Here is a 16,929-nt window from a genome sequence, read left to right as displayed (position 1 = left end):
TCACATTCGCCGCGGCCTTTGCACTGCTCAAGCGAGAAGCCAGTATGCAGACGTTTTTCATTTCTCCCACGGACTTTGGTGTTGGTCTGACATCCATCAGTCTCGGGCTGGTTCGCACTCTGGAGCGTGCGGGCCTGAAGGTCGGTTTTTTCAAGCCGATCGCACAACCGCACCCAGGCGACCTCGGCCCTGAACGCTCCACCGAGCTGGTCGCTCGTACCCATGGCCTCAAACCGCCCAAGCCCCTGGGGCTGGCCCATGTGGAACGCATGCTGGGCGACGGCCAGCTGGATGAACTGCTCGAAGAAATCATCAGCCTTTATCAGCAAGCGGCCGTGGGCAAGGATGTGCTGATTGTCGAAGGCATGGTGCCCACCCGTAGCGCCAGCTATGCCGCACGGGTCAATCTTCACCTGGCCAAGAGCCTGGATGCCGAAGTGATCCTGGTGTCCGCCCCGGAAAACGAAGTGCTGACCGAGCTGTCGGGACGGGTCGAGTTGCAGGCGCAATTGTTCGGCGGCCCGAAGGACCCGAAAGTGCTGGGCGTAATCCTCAACAAGGTGCGCACCGAAGAAAGCATGGACGCCTTCGCCGCTCGCCTGAAAGAGCATTCACCGTTGCTGCGCAGTGGCGACTTCCGTCTGCTGGGCTGCATTCCGTTCCAGGCCGAGCTCAACGCTCCCCGTACCCGCGATGTGGCCGAACTGCTCGGCGCGCAGGTCCTCAATGCCGGGGACTATGAACAGCGGCGCATGTCGAAGATCATCATCTGCGCCCGCACCGTGCTCAATACCGTGCCCCTGCTCAAACCCGGCGTGCTGGTGGTGACACCCGGCGACCGCGACGACATCATTCTGGCTGTCAGCCTCGCCGCCATGAACGGCGTGCCGCTGGCCGGCCTGTTGCTGACCAGCGACACCGTGCCCGACCCGCGCATCATGGAGCTGTGCCGTGGCGCGCTTCAGGCAGGCCTGCCGGTGCTGTCGGTGAGCAGCGGCTCCTACGACACGGCCACACAGCTGAACCAGTTGAACAAGGAAATCCCCATCGATGACCGCGAGCGGGCGGAAATCATCACTGATTTCGTTGCCGGCCATCTGGACGCTACCTGGCTGCATCAGCGTTGCGGCACGCCACGCGAGCTGCGCCTGTCGCCTGCGGTATTCCGCTACCAGTTGATCCAGCGCGCGCAAACGGCCAACAAACGCATCGTCCTGCCCGAAGGCAATGAACCCTTGACCATCCAGGCCGCGGCGATCTGTCAGGCACGCGGCATTGCCCGTTGTGTGCTGCTGGCCAAACCCGAGGAAGTCCAGGCCGTAGCCCAGGCTCAGGGGATCGAGTTGCCGCCGGGACTGGAAATTCTGGACCCCGACCTGATTCGCGAACGCTATGTCGCGCCGATGGTCGAGCTGCGCAAGAACAAGAGCCTCAACGCTCCGATGGCCGAGCAGCAACTGGAAGACCCGGTGGTGATCGGCACCGTGATGCTGGCGCTGGATGAAGTCGACGGGCTGGTGTCGGGCGTCGTCCATTCCACCGCCAATACCATCCGCCCGGCCCTGCAACTGATCAAGACGGCACCGGGCTGCACGCTGGTGTCGTCGGTGTTTTTCATGCTGTTCCCCGAGCAGGTGCTGGTGTACGGCGACTGCATCATGAACCCGCACCCCAGCGCCAGCGAACTGGCCGAAATTGCCCTGCAAAGCGCCGATTCGGCCGTGGCCTTCGGCATTGCGCCCAGGGTGGCAATGATCAGTTATTCCAGCGGTAACTCCGCCAGCGGCGAGGAAGTGGAAAAGGTGCGCGAAGCCACACAACTGGCACGTGAAACCCAGCGTGGCCTGCTGATCGATGGCCCGTTGCAGTATGATGCCGCCGCCAACGAGGATGTCGCCCGCCAACTGGCACCTGACAGCCCCGTGGCCGGACGCGCCAATGTCTTTGTGTTCCCGGACCTGAACACAGGCAACACCACGTACAAGGCCGTACAGCGCAGCGCCGACTGCGTGAGCCTGGGCCCGATGCTGCAGGGCTTGCGCAAGCCGGTAAACGATTTGCCACGTGGCGCGCAGGTAGACGACATCGTCTACACCATCGCATTGACTGCGATTCAGGCAGACACACTTTCCTGATACACCTGTCGATGCCCTCTGTGCAGGTTGCTTCATGCAACCTGTACGGCATCCCATTACCCTCTGGAGTCACTATCCGTCATGGATACCTTGCCTGCCCCATTGCGTGGCGTCATTGCCTCGCTGTTGTTGGCGCTCAACACCCTGGCCTGCTGTGCCGCGCTGTTTCCGGTCACACTGCTCAAGATCTGTCTGCCGTTCAAGACCGCCCAGCGCTTTACCGACTGGGTGATGATTCATATTCAGGAAACCTGGATCAGTTTCAACAATGCCTGGATCAAACTGCTGGGCCACACTCGCTGGCAGTTGAGCGGCCTTGAAGGCCTGGACTACGAGCATTCGTACCTGATTACCAGCAATCACCAGAGCTGGGTCGACATCATGGTCTTGCAGTACGTGCTCAACCGCCGTATCCGCCCGTTGAAGTTCTTTCTCAAGCAGGAACTGATCTGGGTGCCAGTGATCGGTCTGGCCTGGTGGGCGCTGGGTTTTCCGTTCATGAAGCGCTATTCCAAGGCCTATCTGGCCAAACACCCGGAGAAGAAAGGCAAGGACCTGGAAACCACGCGCCGCACCTGCGCCAGGTTTCGCCATAACCCGGTGGGCATTTTCAACTTTGCCGAAGGCACGCGTTTCACCCCGGCCAAACATGCCGAACAGAACTCACCGTTTCGCAACCTGCTCAAACCCAAGGCCGGCGGCCTGGCATTCGTGCTCGACGCCATGGGCGAACAGCTTGAGTCGATCATCAACGTCACCCTTCACTACCCTGGCGGACAACCGGGGTATTGGGGCCTGCTCTGCGGCAACGTGAAGGAGGTGGTGGTGCATTGTGAAGAGATCAGGATCCCGCCTCAGTTCATTGGCAGGAATTACGATCAGGATCAGGCGTACCGACTGGAATTTCAGCAGTGGATCAACAACCTGTGGGAAGAGAAGGATCGCTTGCTGGATCGGCTCAAGGGAGTGAGTTGATCGCTTTTCGCGGATGAATCCGCTCCTACGCCCGTGCGAATTCATTGGCGGATGAACCCGCTCCCTGTAGGAGCGAATTCATTCGCGAACCTGTTATTGCTGATACTGCTCGTACTGCTGCCCCGGAATCGGCTTGAGGTTGACCTCGACACGGCGGTTCTGGGCACGGCCGTTCACATCGGCGTTGCTGGCGATAGGCTGGTCGGGGCCTGCGCCGCGCACTGACAAGCGCGCCGGGTCCACACCCTGGGAGGTCAGGTAGGTGCTGACGCTCTGGGCACGTTGCAGGGACAGGTCCATGTTGTGCTGGCGGCTGCCGGTGCTGTCGGTGTAACCGACGATTTCGATGTTGTTCTGGTTGAACTGCTTGAGCGAGCCGGCCAGGTTGTTGAGTGGCGAGTAGAAGCTGCTGGCAATGGAGGAAGAGTCGGTGGCGAACGTGATATTGCCCGGCATGATCAGTTTGATCTGATCACCCTGACGCTGCACCTCGACGCCGGTATTGGCCATGCTCGCTCTCAGCGCCGCTTCCTGCTTGTCGGCGTAGTAGCCATAACCTGCCGAGGCGGCGCCGACAACGGCGGCACCGATCAGTGCGCCCTTGCCACGGTTGTTATGGTCGATGGCCGCACCTGCCAGGGCACCGGCCAATGCACCCAGCCCGCCGTACTTGGCTGTCTTGCTCATGCCACCGGAGTTTTGTGCCTGCCCCTGATTGTCATAGGGGTTGGGCGACGAGACACACCCAGACAGCATGGCTACAGCAGTAGCAGCAATAATCAAACGGCGCGAGGTAACCATTGAACAAACTCCTGATTTGAACGGACGCTAATGAGCGGATTAGAGCATGACCGCTGTCAAAAATTCCTTAACGCCGCCTGAACCGTTTCGGCGGGTCCAGCAGCCCTTCGGTGCCCCTTCAATGTAGCAGAGCCCGTTTTCTGTCTGCCGGCCTGTCGACACGAATACGCGCTCGAAAAACAACGTTATCCCATAACAATAAAGTTATATAAACGGCGATACACACCTGTATAAAAGCCACACACTTTCCCCCTGAAAAAATATGAAGCTTTTATGTTTAAACTATTTTTTAAGCTGTGTTTCTGACGTCAAAAAACAGCAACTCATAATTGACTGATTCTATTAAAAACAGAAATCCGCCCCTTTATTGACGCCTGATAAATACACCTGCTTTTTTCTTGAAACGCCCCGTATACTGGCACCACGCGATCAGGATGATCCTTGCAATCTAATTAATAGAGAGGTGAGATCATGCCGATCCTCGTTCATCCTTGCGTGCACACTTTGGCCAGAGGTATTTCTCCTGTTGGCCACGCCTCCACTCTCACGTCCTTCCCACTCACCGAACAACCTGTCGGTGACTGAACATGCTGAGAAAAATTTCCGTTTCCGAACTTTCACTGGGCATGCACATTCACAAGTTCTGCCGTCCGTGGGTCAATGATCCCTTCTGGATAAGCCAGGTCGAAGTCGTGCTCCAGGATATTGAAGTCCTCAAACGCATCCAGCAGTCGGACACCGAGGAAGTGTGGATCGATACGCGCCGGGGTAAAGCCCCTGATGAACGCGCCGTATCGGAAATGCCTGTCGAAGACGACACCACTCCCGTCTGCCTGGAAAAGGAAGTTCAGCGCGCACGCCTTATCTGCGGCAAGGCCAAGGATGTGGTCATGACCATGTTCAGCGAAGCCAAGATGGGACGCGCCATGAACATGGACGACGTAGATCTGCTGGTGGAGGAAATTTCCAATTCGATATTGCGCCACCCGCATGCCCTCATCAGTCTGTCGCGCCTGAAGACATCGGACGAATACACCTACATGCACTCCGTTTCGGTCTGCGCCTTGATGGTTTCGCTCGCAAGACGCATGGGCATGCCGGATGAACAGGTGCGTGAAGCCGGTGTGGCCGGGCTGATGCATGACGTGGGAAAGATGATGATCGACCCACTGATCCTCAACAAGCCTGGCCGATTGACCACGGAAGAGTTCACGGCCATGAAATATCACCCCGAGGCCGGCTTGAAGATTCTCGAGGAGAGCCAGCAAGTCAACGCCATCGTCCTGGATGTGTGCCTGCATCATCACGAGAAGTTCGATGGCTCGGGTTATCCACATGGCCTCAAAGGCAACGAGATCAGCATCTTCGCCAGAATGGGCGCGGTCTGCGATGTATACGACGCCGTGACCTCCGACCGGCCTTACAAGAAGGGCTGGGGCGCGGCGCATTCGATCCGGGAAATGGCCTCATGGAAAGGTCACTTCGATGATCTGGTGTTCCAGAGCTTCGTCAAGGCCGTGGGTATTTATCCTGTGGGTGCCCTGGTACGCCTGCGCAGCGGCCATCTTGGGGTCGTGGTCGAACAGAATGACGAATCGCTGCTGTTACCCAGAGTGAAAGTCTTCATGTCTGCGCGAACGCGGAAAAGATTCAAACCGCACATTGTCGACCTGACACACCAACATGATCGGGACGCCATTGTGAAGATTGAATCGGCCGAAGACTGGGACCTGAATGATATCGATGAGTTATGGGCGGGTTGCAAGGCCGGGTGATGTGGCATCCTCCCCGGCACACCACATCACCCCAACAACCCCAATACCTTGGCGCGAGCCACAGCCTGGGTGCGACGCTCGACACCCAGCTTGCTATTGATGTGGCTGGCGTGGGTCTTGACGGTGTGCAGGGAGATGAACAGTTGCTCGCTGATCTCCTGATTCGAGCAACCCTGGGCAATCAGTTGCAACACGCCCAGCTCGCGCACACTCAGGTTTTCGCTGACACGGGGTGTCTCTGCCGCTGACGGCGCACAACAACACGGCAGCCTTTCCAGCAAGGCGTCACGAACCCCGTCGGCCGGGCGTTGCAACAATTGCTCGCGGAGCCATTGCGGGTGCGCGTCGATCAAGCCCTTGAACGGCAACAACGCACCGCCCTGCGCGACCTGCAGGCTGCGGCTCAGCAGATCGACCGCTTCATTGAGACGGCCATTGTCCAGAAGCTGGCGCATGTGCTGGCTGAGCGCGATCAGGCCCAGTAATTGAGCACCGACCTCCTGTGCATGCTGGTGCAGCTCGTTCAGGCGTCGCGCGGAGGCCGTACCATCGCCCTGAACAAGCTCCAGCGCGGCACGCTGCAACTCGATCTGTTGCGGCAGTTGAGGGTGACATTCGGGGGCGGCGGCGGCCAATCCTCCGCTGTAAGTCTGGGTCAGACGCAACAACCAGGCTTCTGCCAGATCGATACGCCCCTGCATCAGCCACAGCTCGCATTTGATCAGAGTGATCATCGCCAGGTAGTACATCGGCGGTACATCCCAGATGTGCATCAAACGCTCGGCCTCACCCAGCTCGGCGAAGGCCTCGGCAAAACGTCCTTCCCGCCCTTCCAGCCCGGCAATCACGCAGTGACCGATCAGCACGCTGATATCCCGGCAGGCCTTGGCCTCGGCCACCCCGGCCAGCAATTGTGCACGCCCCTCCTCGGCCTGCATCCGCAGACTCAAAAGATACCCTTCATAAATCGTCAGACGCGCACGCACGGCATACAGCCGTACGGTGGATAACCCTTTGAGCCGTTGCAGCCCAAGCCGGACCTCGTCCAGCGCACGAAGGACTTCACCTCGGGCCTGCAATACACGGGCGCGGTCATAATGCGCCAATGCCTCGAACAACGGATTGGCCACCCGTTGCGCCAGTTCAAGGGCATCGCGGTTCAGTGCCCTGGCGCGCAGCAGATCACTGTCGGCAATGGCCAGGTTGGCCAGGGTGGAGAGGCACATCAGGCGCTGACCGTAGCGTTTTTCCGGCAGGCTGTGCAGCGCTTCGCCGCAATAGCGCCGGGTCTTTTCACTGTCTCCGCGACCACGGGCAATGACACCACTGAGCGCCAGCCACTGGGCAAGCATGGATTTCTGTGCCGTGGCCGAAGGCGCTGGCAGAAAACGGCTGAGGTGACCGGCCAGTTCTTCGGCGGCATCCAGTTGGCACGCCAGCCCCAGTGCCCAGGCATAGAGCACGATCAGACGAGGCGTGCTGGTCAGCAGGCTGTCGGGCAAGTCCATTCGCCAACGCAGCAGCATGCCGACATTCTGTTCGGCCAGCAGTTGCTCTTCGGAAAGGTTCTGTACCAGATTGGCCGCGACATCCAGATGCCCGGCACGCAGCGCCTGCTCGATGGCCTCGTCCAGCAATCCCTGTGCGCTGAACCAGCGGCAGGCATTCAGGTGCAGGCGTGTCTGTTGCGCCCCGGTCGCATGCCGCGTGCGCAACAGGTCGGAAAACAGGTGGTGATAGCGGAACCAGCGCCCCTGATCATCCAGCGGGACCAGAAACACCTGATGGGCTTGAAGGTAACGGAGCATTTCGGCGCTGTCATGGCTGTCCCGGGCCGCATCGCACAACTCGCTGCAAAAGCGCTCAAGGCAGGCCGTCTCGTAAAGGAATGCCTGCACATTGGCGGGAAGGCAGTCGATGACTTCTTCCAGCAGGTACTCGCCGATCAACGCTTCGCCACCGTACAGCGTTTGTGACAGGGCATTGTCATCATCGACTTCAGAGGCTGCCAGCAGCCAGAAACGCAGCCCCGCCACCCAGCCTTCACTGCGCCGGATCAGGCTTTGTTGTGCCTCGCAGTCCAGCGAGCAGTGATGCCGGTCAAGCACCGCCCGGGATTCGGCAGGGGTCAGCCGCAAGTCGTTTTCATTGAGTTCCAGCAACTGCCGGGACAGACGCAGACGTGCCAGATGCCAGTTCGGGCGCTGTCGGCTGGTGACCATGACCGCCAGCCCTGCCGGCAGATGATTGAGGAAAAACTGAACACAGCGATCGAGCACCGGCCCCTGCACCAGATGATAATCGTCCAGCACCAACAGCAGAGGCTTGCTCAACATCAGGTGCATCGCCAGCTCATCCAGCAGGCCATCGAGCCACTCTTCAAAGGCGAAAGGTTGATGACGCTGGCGCATCTTCAACAAGCCCAGCGTCTGGGCACCCAATTGCGGAAAGAACTGTTGCAGCCCGGCCAACAGCCGTTCAAGGAAGCGTCCCGGATCGTTTTCCCGAGGGTTGAGCCCCAGCCACAGGCTTTGCCACTGCTCCGGCAGGTTCTGGCAGAACTCCACCGCCAGTGAACTCTTGCCGAACCCGGCAGGCGCGCAGACCAGCAACAGTCGACCGGAAAGCCCTTCTGCCAGACGCTCGCACAAGCGGGCACGAGGCAGGTAGCCATCGGGCAAAGGGGGACGAAAGAAGCGCCCTCCCGACACGGAAGGCGTGCTGTCTGCGATTCCTTGCATACGGGACAGATCGGTCATGGCCGGCTCTTTATGAGTGTTATTTCGGCATAGCAGATCTCCGGAGACTAGCGGGTAACCTTGACCTTTTGAAGGCGACTCATGAAAAGTCCGTAACAAAATTCCTACAATTTGTGAGCCGAATACCGAGGCATAAAAAAGCCCCTGACCAGGGGCTTTGGCTATAAGCCTTTGAAAAAGCTATAAGTTTCGACCTGTTTATCTCCCTCTTCATGGGCCGGCTGCGTCAAAAGACGCAGACCTGCACGTCATGACAGTTCATCCGATTATGTCCTTAACGTACGCCTTCCTGACGCAATGCATTGGGCGTGAAGTCGCTGGTCCCGGCCGTGAAACCGAAAACATAGGCACTCTTCTCTTCGTTCTTCATGCCCAGCGCCACGTAGCGGCCCGATTGCAGGTCATACAGGGTTTCGATGGCATACCACGGCACCTGCTTGTCGTAGTAGTTCTCGGCATGGGCCTCGGCAACACGCCACAGTTGGCCGCGACCGTCATAGTGGTCGATGACCGCCGCCTGCCAGGTGTCTTCATCGATGAAGAAGTCACGCTTGGCGTAGATGTGACGCTGCCCTTCCTTCAACGTGGCCGTGACATGCCAGACACGGCGCAGCTCATAACGGGTCAGGTCCTGATTGATATGGCCGGCCTTGATGATGTCGGCATATTTGAGGGTGGTGTCGTCGAGCTTGTGGCTGTTGGACGCGATGTACATCTCCTGCTTGCCGATCAGTTTCCAGTCGTAGCGATCCGGTGCGCCGTTGTACATGTCCAGGTTATCGGAAGTCCGCAGGCCGTCCGACGCCGTACCCGGTCCGTCGTAGGACACTTGCGGCGCCCGGCGCACACGACGTTGACCGGCGTTGTAGAGCCAGGCCGAGCGGGGCTCCTTCACCTGATCGAGGGTTTCATGCACCAGCAGGACACCACCGGCCAGACGTGCCGGTGCCGTCACTTCCTGCTTGAAGTAGAACAGGATGTTGCCCGGATTCTTCGGATCGAAATCCTTCATCTTGTCGCGAAACACGAACTGATCCGCGAAATACACCAGGCTGTAGGAGCCATTGGGTTGTGGCGTGGCCTGAGTGACAAAACGCTTCACGCTGCCGCCACGATAGCGAGTGATGTGGTTCCAGATCACTTCGACACCGCTGGACGGAATCGGGAAGGGAATGGCGGTTTCAAAGTTTTCCAGGCCATTGCCGCCACCGACCAGTCTGGTGCCGGTAGCATTTCGCTTGATGGCGGCATACACATCGTCAGGCACCGTGGCCCCTCGATGGGACGGGTACACCGGCATCCTGTAGCTGTCGGGGTAACGCTTGAACATTGCGTATTGACCCGGTGCCAGCTTGTCCTTGTACTGTTCCACGTTCTGCGCCGTGATGGTGAACAGCGGTTTTTCGCTGGCATACGGGTTGGCAAGGAACCCCTTGCCGTCCACAGCCCCCGCATTCCTGGGCATGGGGCTCCAGGCAGGAATGGTGTTATTGGCATTACCGGCCTTCTCGGCCCCCATGGGCGTCAGGCTGGTCCCCAGTTTTGCCGCTTCGGATTCAGACACCGCCGCCATGACGCCGCTCGCCAGTAACGACAACCCCAGCGCACTCGCTTGCAACAGACCTTTTGTTATTTTCATGTTCATCGTCATCCCGAAAACCCTGTCCTTAGAAGTTCATGCCAAAACTGAGTGCCACGAAATCTCTGTCATCCACCGTGGTGTACTTCCCGTCGAAGAAGTTGGTGTAGGAAAGGCTGGCGGTGTAGGTGTTCTGGTATTCGGCATCCAGCCCGAGGCTGACCGCCTTGCGACCCTCTTCAAAGTTGGCGCCAGGACCTGGCGAGTAACCCTTCACGTCATGTGACCAGGCCACACTGGGCTTGAGGTTCACACCGGCGAATACGTTGTTGTAGTCCCAGATGGCGCGAGCGCGGTAGCCCCAGGAGTTGGAGGTGGTGAAGCCATCGTTTTCGCAGTAACGGGTCAGGTTGTTCTGATCGGCACCGGTCAGGGTCCCCGCGTTCAGCGTGGCGCACTGCCCATTGGGCAACGGCCCCGGCCCGTAGACCGGGTCACGGCCGTAACGGATCTTCGAGGTGCTTTCCAGGCCACCCACGTGCGTCCAGCCCACTTCACCGACCACGGTCAGGCGCTCGGCCCCCATCACCTGATCGAAGAACTGGGTGAAGGTGGTTTGCAACTGGGTGATTTCCTTGCGGCGATAGCCGGGCTGATCGGTGTTGGCCTGGCCACTGAGCAGCGAAACGTTCGAGTTCAGCGGCGAAATGCCCGAATAGAGGATATCGGTGGTGTTGATCTGCACCGGAGCATTGGGGCGGTAGCTGATCTCACCGCTCCACGCCGTGCCTGTCGGCAAGGTGGTGGAGAAGCTCAGGCCGTACAGGCGAATGTCTTCCGGGTATTCCACGTAGTAGCTGGAGTTCCCTGCGACCACCAGCGGCAACAGGGTGGGGGCCAGTGCGGTTGCAGTTGCCAGCGGAATCCCGTTGGCCACAAGCGAGCCCACCAGACTGGTTCCGCTGAACGACGCCGTCGAACCACCCCGGCCGCTGAAGATCGGCAGGCGGCTGTGATAATTCATCATGTAGGCGCCAAACTCGGTGTCCAGCGGCTCGAAGTTATAGTGCACGGCAAAGCCGAACTGGCCGCCATCCCGCGCATCGCGGTCAGGCCCGCGACGGACGATTGCGCCTTCATCGGGGGAGCCGAAGGCCACACCCTGCTGAGCCAGCGAGTTGAAGATCGCGTTGCGAGCGCCAGCCGACAGGCCGGCAGTGGCCAGGGACGTATTGAGCCCGCTGGCGCTGCGCAATACAGCCAGGTTGCTGTCACAGCCATCGGCAATCACGTCGGGCTGCGAGAAGAACGTGCCGCAGTTATCCACAACCGTCTGGTCCCACTCCAGCTGGTAGAAGCCCTGGGCGGACAGGTTGTCGGTCAGGCTTTGCGACAGGTAGAACATGTTGACCGGAATCAGGCCTTCCTTGACCTCGGCGCCGGGCCGACGGAATGCCGAGACATCGACCGGGTTGATGCTATTGATGCCGCCCTGGATGAAGGTGCTTTCGCCCCAACTGATCACCTGCTTACCGAAGCGCACGGTGCCAGGCTGATCGGCAATGGCGTAATTGTGATAAACGAATGCATCGAGCAGTTGCCCGCCGGAAGACTTGGCGCCTTCCTTGCGGTTGGAGTCACTGATGTCCTTGAACTGACGGCTTTCGTCCTTGAGCTCGAAGTCATACCAATACTTGCCGCGTACAAAGACGCCAGTATCGCCGTACTTCAGCTCAAGATCGTGGATGCCCTTGAAGATCTTCGAGAAGGTTTCACCTTTCTTGAAGTTCAAGTGACCGTCATCGGAAGTCTGCGAAAGGCCCCGACCGCCGTTGTTGGCACCAATGAGGTTCTTGTTGGCATCGGCAGTCGACCAGCTTGCCCCGACCGATAGCGATGAATCGAAACTGCCTTCGATTTCACCGATATTGAACGTGACACCAAATGCCGGACCGGCGAGGGAGGAAGCGAGACTGACAGCCAGAGGAAGTTTCGCCCGGCGCCAGAAAGGGATTGCAGTTGTCATCGATGCGACTCCATGTGCTTTTATTTTTTTGGCAGTGGGAACTTCCAAAAACGACTCAGCCATCCATCCGAACAACCCGCGGTCAACGCTCATCGGACACCCTGAGGGGCTGTAACACACATTGCATCTTTACGCTCTTGCCAAGTCCCCGTACCGACTATATCCAGCGAATGCCTTTGCTTGATCCCTCTAAAGTGTGATTTGCAAGCATCAAGGCCTCTGGAATGCCTGCTGCGACGGAGTTGAGCAACAGGCCGGCGCAGAATGGCTTAATCAGATAATTTGGCAAGCACTGGATTTATTGCCGACGCAGACGCATGCCGTGCTCATGGAGCACGGCAGCAATGACAGGGAAAGGTATTTAAAGTGTCGACAGAAAAGCGCTGTTGCTGCTTTGCCACTCGACGATGTCCAGCCGCATGCGCTTCTTGTCGAGCTTGCCGACGCTGGTCTTGGGAATTTCAGTAACAACCGCGATCTGGCTGGGGATGGCCCACTTGTTGATATGGCCTTGCTCGACAAAAGGACTGAGGTGTTCCTTCAGACAGCGAGCATCGATGCTCTGGCCTTCATGGACCACCAGCAAGGCAAAGGGACGTTCGCCCCACTGCGAGTCGGCGACGCCCACCACCGCCACTTCGCGTACGGCCGGATGACGGCTGCACAGGTCCTCAAGCTCCAGGGAAGACACCCACTCGCCCCCGGTCTTGATCACATCCTTGATCCGGTCCCGGATATCGATGAAGCCCATGTCGTCCAGGGTCGCCACGTCGCCGGTGTGCAGCCAGCCTCCCGCCCACAGCTCCGCCCCCTTCTGCGGCTCGCGGAAATAACTTTCGGTCAGCCAGGGGGCCCGCAACACCAGCTCGCCCTGGGTTTCACCGTCTGCCGGCAGGAAGTTGCCTTCCTCGTCGACAATCGCAGCCTCTACCAGCATGCCCGGTACACCGGCCTTGATGCGGTAAGTGATGCGATCCTCTTCGGAGCCGGCCCTCAACTCTTCGTTCATGTGAGCAACGGAAATCAGCGGCCCGGTCTCGGACATGCCATAGGCGGCCGTCAAGTGAATGCCCTTGGCCTTGGCGGCCTGGTAGAGACTGCGATTGAGAGAACTGCCACCAATGATGATTTTCCAGCCACCGAAATCGGTGTCCTTCGCGGCCTTGGAGTGAAGCAGCATCTGCATGATGGTCGGCACGCAATGGGAGAACGTCACCTTCTCCCTGCGCCACAACTCCACCAGGAACTCCGGGTCGTAGCGACCGGGATAAACCTGTTTCAGCCCCAGCATGGTGGCGGCATAAGGCATGCCCCAGGCATGCACATGGAACATCGGAGTGATCGGCATGTAGACGTCACTGGCCCCCAGCATGCGCTCATGCTCGATAGACCCCATGATCGTCGCCACGCCCATGGTGTGCAGCACCAGTTGCCGGTGAGTGAAATACACGCCCTTGGGATTGCCGGTGGTGCCTGTGGTGTAGAACGTGGTGGCGACCGAGTTTTCGTCGAAGTCCTCGAACGCATAGTGCGGGCTGGCAGCGGCCAGCAGCTCTTCGTATTCCCCGACCAGATTCGGCAGCTCGGCGGTCTTTTCCGGCTGATCCGTCAGCAGCAGGGTCTTGTCCACCGTGGTCAGGTGCCCGGCAATGGCCTGATACAGACCGACGAACTCGCTGTTGACCAGCACCAGCCGGTCCTCGGCGTGGTTCATGGTGTAGACGATCTGCTCGGGCGAGAGCCGCACGTTGATGGTGTGCACCACCGCACCGATCATGGGAATCGCGAACATGCATTCCAGATAACGATGGCTGTCCCAGTCCATGACCGCCACCGTATCGCCCGCCTTTACGCCTGCGGCCGTCAGTACATTGGCCAGGCGGCAGATACGTTCGTTGAGTGTGGGGTAGGTGTAGCGGACAGTGTCGCGGTAAACGATTTCACGCGTTTTTTCGTAGCGGCTGCCGGACATCAGCAGCCGTTTTATCAACAGAGGGTACTGGTAGGCGCCATCGGCTGGCGGAAGAACGCGAGTCTGTAACATATGAGTCCCTTTTCAAAGTCCACAGGCGAAGTCTGAAATATGGACGCTAGAGCGCTCCTTCGCCAGCCGAATCAGCCAAAGGGACGATTTGCTGACAGGCGACCGTAAAGACGCCTTGTCATCGGGACTCAACGCACCTCGGTCAGCGCCAGTTTCAGGCCCAGTGCCACCAGCACACCGCCCATGACCCGATCGAACCAGTGGCCCATACGGGCAAAACCGGCACGCACCCGGGCCTGGCTGAACAGACACGCCACCAGACAGAACCAGGCTGCCGTCGCAACGGCCAGATAAACGCCATAACCGCCCTGTACCAGCAACGGGGTATGCGGGTTGATGACCACCGTGAACAGCGACAGGAAGAACAGCGTCGCCTTGGGGTTCAGGCCATTGGTTACAAAACCGCTGGCATAGGCGCCCCATGCGGTTCTTTCGCCTGCAACCGCCTTGATCGAATCGTCAGAAGCACTGGCCGGCCTGGCTCGCAGGGCCTTGAAACCGATGTACAGCAGATAGGCAGCCGCCGCCCATTTGAGCGCATTGAACAGCACGATGGACTGGGACACGATGATGCCAATCCCCAGCAACGAATACCCGACGTGAACGAAAATCGCCGAACCGACGCCCAGGGCTGCCCAGAGTCCGGCCTTGCGTCCATGGGCCACGCTTTCGCGCACCACCACCGCAAAATCCGGGCCGGGGCTGGCAACAGCCAGCAAGTGAATCAATGCGACGGTGAGAAATTCTGCCCAGTACATGGGGCCTCCAAAAATTTAAACGAGTTTTTGCTGTTAGGCTCGCTACCCTACCCTCTCAACTTATTACAAAAAAGGTACAGCTAATGACTAATCCGGGCAGAGCAGTTTTCCTCGACCACACGTCTCTGGATCTGGGCGATCTGGATCTCGGCGCGCTACATGAAAGCTTCGGCCAATTGCAGCTGTATGCCAGCACTGCACCGGATCAGGTGAAAGACCGCCTCAAGGGCGCACAAGTGGCAATCAGCAACAAGATCGTGATCGATGCCAGCACGTTTGCAGCATGCCCTGAGTTGAAACTGGTGCTGGTCACGGCCACCGGCACCAACAATGTGGATCTGGCGGCAGCCCGCGAACACGGCGTGACCGTCTGCAACTGCCAGGGCTACGGCACCGCTTCGGTGGCCCAGCACACCCTGTTGCTGCTTCTGGCCCTCGCCACTCGCCTGCCGGACTACCAGAAGGCTGTGCAACAAGGTCTCTGGCAGAAGTCCACGCAATTCTGTCTGCTGGATTTCCCTATCGTTGAACTCGAAGGCAAGACCCTTGGCCTGCTGGGCCATGGCGAACTGGGCGGCGCGGTCGCCAGACTGGCAGAAGCCTTCGGCATGCGTGTACTGCTGGGGCAAATTCCCGGCCGCCCTGCCCGCCCGGATCGTCTGCCGCTTGAAGAATTGCTGCCGCAAATCGATGCGCTGACGCTGCATTGCCCGCTCAACGAACACACCCGCAACATGATCGGTGCCCATGAACTCAGCCTGCTCAAACCCCATGCGCTGGTGGTCAATACCGCTCGTGGCGGGCTGATCGACGAACAGGCCCTGGCCGACGCCTTGCGCAAGGGCCACCTGGGCGGCGCAGCGTCCGACGTCCTGAGCGTGGAGCCGCCTGTCGCGGGCAACCCGCTGCTGGCGGACGACATTCCGCGCCTGATCATTACGCCCCACAGCGCCTGGGGCGCACGGGAGGCTCGTCAGCGCATCGTCAGCCAGGTCATCGAGAACGCGCAGGCATTTTTTGCAGGGACGCCCAAGCGGGTAGTCAGCTAGAATTCGCCCCTTTTTTCAGGAGCGAGAACATGGACCCGCGCAGTGAAGTGTTACTTCGGCAGGCTGAACTCTTTCAAGGCTCGTTGCTGCTGGCCGGATTGCCTGCCGACGACCTGCTGGGGAAACTGCCGAACGCTCGCGGCTGGTGCTGGCATGCGGGCGATCAGGCCGCTCTGGATGCACGTTTCGACGGTCGCACGCATTTTGGTGTGAATGCTCCGCAAGACACATTCGAGGCGGCCGTGCTGTTTCTGCCCAAGGCACGGGACCTGACCGATTACCTGCTCAATGCCCTGGCCTCACGCCTGGCCGGGCGCGAGCTTTTTCTGGTCGGGGAAAAGCGCGGTGGCATTGAAGCCGCAGCCAAACAGTTGAGCCCTTTCGGCCGGGCCCGCAAGCTCGATAGCGCGCGCCATTGCCAGCTCTGGCAGGTCACCGTGGAAAACGCACCTCAGGCGGTCGAACTGCACAGCCTGGCCAGGCCTTATCTGATCGATCTTGAAGACGGTCCACTCACGGTCATCAGCCTGCCGGGCGTCTTCAGCCATGGTCGCCTGGATCGCGGTTCGGCCCTGTTGCTGGAAAACCTCGACAAGCTCCCGAGCGGTCATTTGCTGGACTTCGGGTGTGGCGCAGGCGTGCTGGGGGCTGCGGTAAAACGTCGCTACCCGCACAACGACGTCGTCATGCTCGATGTGGACGCTTTCGCCACAGCCAGCGCAGGCCTGACACTGGCAGCCAACGGTCTTGAAGCAAAGATTCTGACCGGTGACGGCATCGATGCCGCGCCCCTGGGTCTGAACACGATTTTGAGCAATCCACCGTTCCATACCGGGGTGCATACCAATTATCAGGCAACGGAAAACCTGCTGAAAAAAGCACGCCATCATCTGAAATCAGGCGGCGAACTTCGTCTTGTAGCCAATAGTTTCCTGCGCTACCAACCCTTGATCGAGGAGCATGTCGGCCCCTGCGAAATCAGGGCACAGGAAAATGGCTTCCGGATCTACAGCGCCAAACGTTCTTGA

Annotated in this window: 11 protein-coding genes; 5 read left to right on the top strand and 6 right to left on the bottom strand. The window is 59.3% G+C overall.

The window, feature by feature from the left end; translation table 11 throughout:
- Nucleotides 1–44 precede the first annotated feature (44 nt).
- The gene (pta, locus tag ACIPY9_RS00560; RefSeq protein ID WP_400696233.1) at nt 45–2,135 is read left to right on the top strand and encodes a phosphate acetyltransferase; all 2,091 of its coding nucleotides are present in this window, start codon (nt 45–47) and stop codon (nt 2,133–2,135) included.
- Between the two features lie 81 nt (nt 2,136–2,216).
- Nucleotides 2,217–3,110: an acyltransferase gene (locus tag ACIPY9_RS00555; protein WP_400696231.1), complete on the top strand. Its 894-nt coding sequence runs from the start codon at nt 2,217–2,219 to the stop codon at nt 3,108–3,110.
- A 93-nt stretch (nt 3,111–3,203) separates the two neighbouring features.
- Here ACIPY9_RS00555 and ACIPY9_RS00550 read toward each other — a convergent pair whose 3' ends face one another.
- The gene (locus ACIPY9_RS00550; RefSeq protein ID WP_400696229.1) at nt 3,204–3,911 is read right to left on the bottom strand and encodes an OmpA family protein; all 708 of its coding nucleotides are present in this window, start codon (nt 3,909–3,911) and stop codon (nt 3,204–3,206) included.
- A gap of 587 nt (nt 3,912–4,498) precedes the next feature.
- On the opposite strand from ACIPY9_RS00550, the gene ACIPY9_RS00545 reads away from it, so the two are divergent.
- Nucleotides 4,499–5,686 (top strand): HD-GYP domain-containing protein, encoded by a 1,188-nt coding sequence (locus ACIPY9_RS00545; protein ID WP_400696227.1) that lies wholly within the window; start codon nt 4,499–4,501, stop codon nt 5,684–5,686.
- Between the two features lie 26 nt (nt 5,687–5,712).
- On the opposite strand, the gene ACIPY9_RS00540 is transcribed toward ACIPY9_RS00545, so the two are convergent.
- The 5 genes from ACIPY9_RS00540 to ACIPY9_RS00520 form a co-directional block, all read right to left on the bottom strand.
- The gene (locus ACIPY9_RS00540) at nt 5,713–8,445 is read right to left on the bottom strand and encodes a LuxR C-terminal-related transcriptional regulator (RefSeq protein ID WP_400696226.1); all 2,733 of its coding nucleotides are present in this window, start codon (nt 8,443–8,445) and stop codon (nt 5,713–5,715) included.
- Between the two features lie 274 nt (nt 8,446–8,719).
- A complete protein-coding gene (locus ACIPY9_RS00535) occupies nt 8,720–10,084 on the bottom strand; it encodes a DUF1329 domain-containing protein (protein ID WP_400696224.1) in 1,365 nt (454 codons plus the stop codon).
- Nucleotides 10,085–10,112: 28 nt separating this feature from the next.
- The gene (locus tag ACIPY9_RS00530; protein ID WP_400696222.1) at nt 10,113–12,050 is read right to left on the bottom strand and encodes a DUF1302 domain-containing protein; all 1,938 of its coding nucleotides are present in this window, start codon (nt 12,048–12,050) and stop codon (nt 10,113–10,115) included.
- A gap of 361 nt (nt 12,051–12,411) precedes the next feature.
- Entirely contained in the window at nt 12,412–14,094 is a 1,683-nt protein-coding gene (locus ACIPY9_RS00525; protein WP_400696220.1) for a fatty acid--CoA ligase, read from the bottom strand.
- 128 nt (nt 14,095–14,222) lie between these two features.
- On the bottom strand, nt 14,223–14,852 hold the full coding sequence (locus ACIPY9_RS00520; RefSeq protein ID WP_400696218.1) for a LysE family transporter: 630 nt from the start codon (nt 14,850–14,852) through the stop codon (nt 14,223–14,225).
- Nucleotides 14,853–14,935: 83 nt separating this feature from the next.
- Here ACIPY9_RS00520 and ACIPY9_RS00515 point away from each other — a divergent pair, with 83 nt between their 5' ends.
- Both ACIPY9_RS00515 and ACIPY9_RS00510 read left to right on the top strand, forming a co-directional pair.
- Nucleotides 14,936–15,901, top strand: a complete 966-nt coding sequence (locus tag ACIPY9_RS00515) for a 2-hydroxyacid dehydrogenase (protein ID WP_400696217.1) — start codon at nt 14,936–14,938, stop codon at nt 15,899–15,901.
- Between the two features lie 29 nt (nt 15,902–15,930).
- Nucleotides 15,931–16,929 carry a methyltransferase gene (locus tag ACIPY9_RS00510; RefSeq protein WP_400696216.1) on the top strand — a complete coding sequence of 333 codons (999 nt, stop codon included), beginning with the start codon at nt 15,931–15,933 and terminating at the stop codon, nt 16,927–16,929.

It is taken from the genome of Pseudomonas sp. NPDC089734 (genome assembly GCF_044748865.1).
In the GTDB taxonomy this organism is placed as follows: domain Bacteria; phylum Pseudomonadota; class Gammaproteobacteria; order Pseudomonadales; family Pseudomonadaceae; genus Aquipseudomonas.
This window is presented reverse-complemented; position numbering and strand designations above follow the sequence as displayed.